Genomic DNA, 538 nt, shown 5'->3' on the forward strand with positions numbered 1-538 from the left:
TTTCCTCACGCTTGATATTTGTATGACGACTGTCTTATTTAAGAGTGGATTTTCACTTTTGTAAAATCAACAATACAAAAATGATTTTGCAATACGGATCACAAATAACGCTTATCACTCTTTATCTGAAGTTGTATAACTCATTGTATTTAATGAATAACTATATCTTTGATTTGACGTTTTTTGACCTTTGTCACAAAATGAACGTTCAAGGAACTGTGGGATTGTAAAGCGTGATATAACACCTGAAGTTGTAGGACGACCTACAAATATTTCGCCGTGTTGTCCTCCTCGGTATGACATGGCGTTGATTTGCTGAATTGAGGAGTTAAAGTGAGTAACCTTAAGATTACCAATGTAAAAACCATTCTTACGGCACCCGGTGGCATTGATTTGGCCGTCGTCAAGGTCGAGACCAACGAGCCGGGGCTCTATGGTCTTGGGTGCGCGACGTTCACACAGCGAATTTTTGCCGTGAAAAATGCGATTGATGAATACATGGCACCGTTTCTGATCGGTAAAGATCCCACCCGTATTG

The 538-nt window shown here is 40.1% G+C and carries 1 pseudogene; it reads left to right on the top strand.

From position 1 onward, the window contains the following. Positions 1–333: 333 nt before the first annotated feature. Positions 334–538 (top strand): annotated as a pseudogene (locus J5224_RS34790) (starvation-sensing protein RspA); the annotation flags it as partial.

The organism is Candidatus Symbiopectobacterium sp. NZEC135, assembly GCF_025962695.1.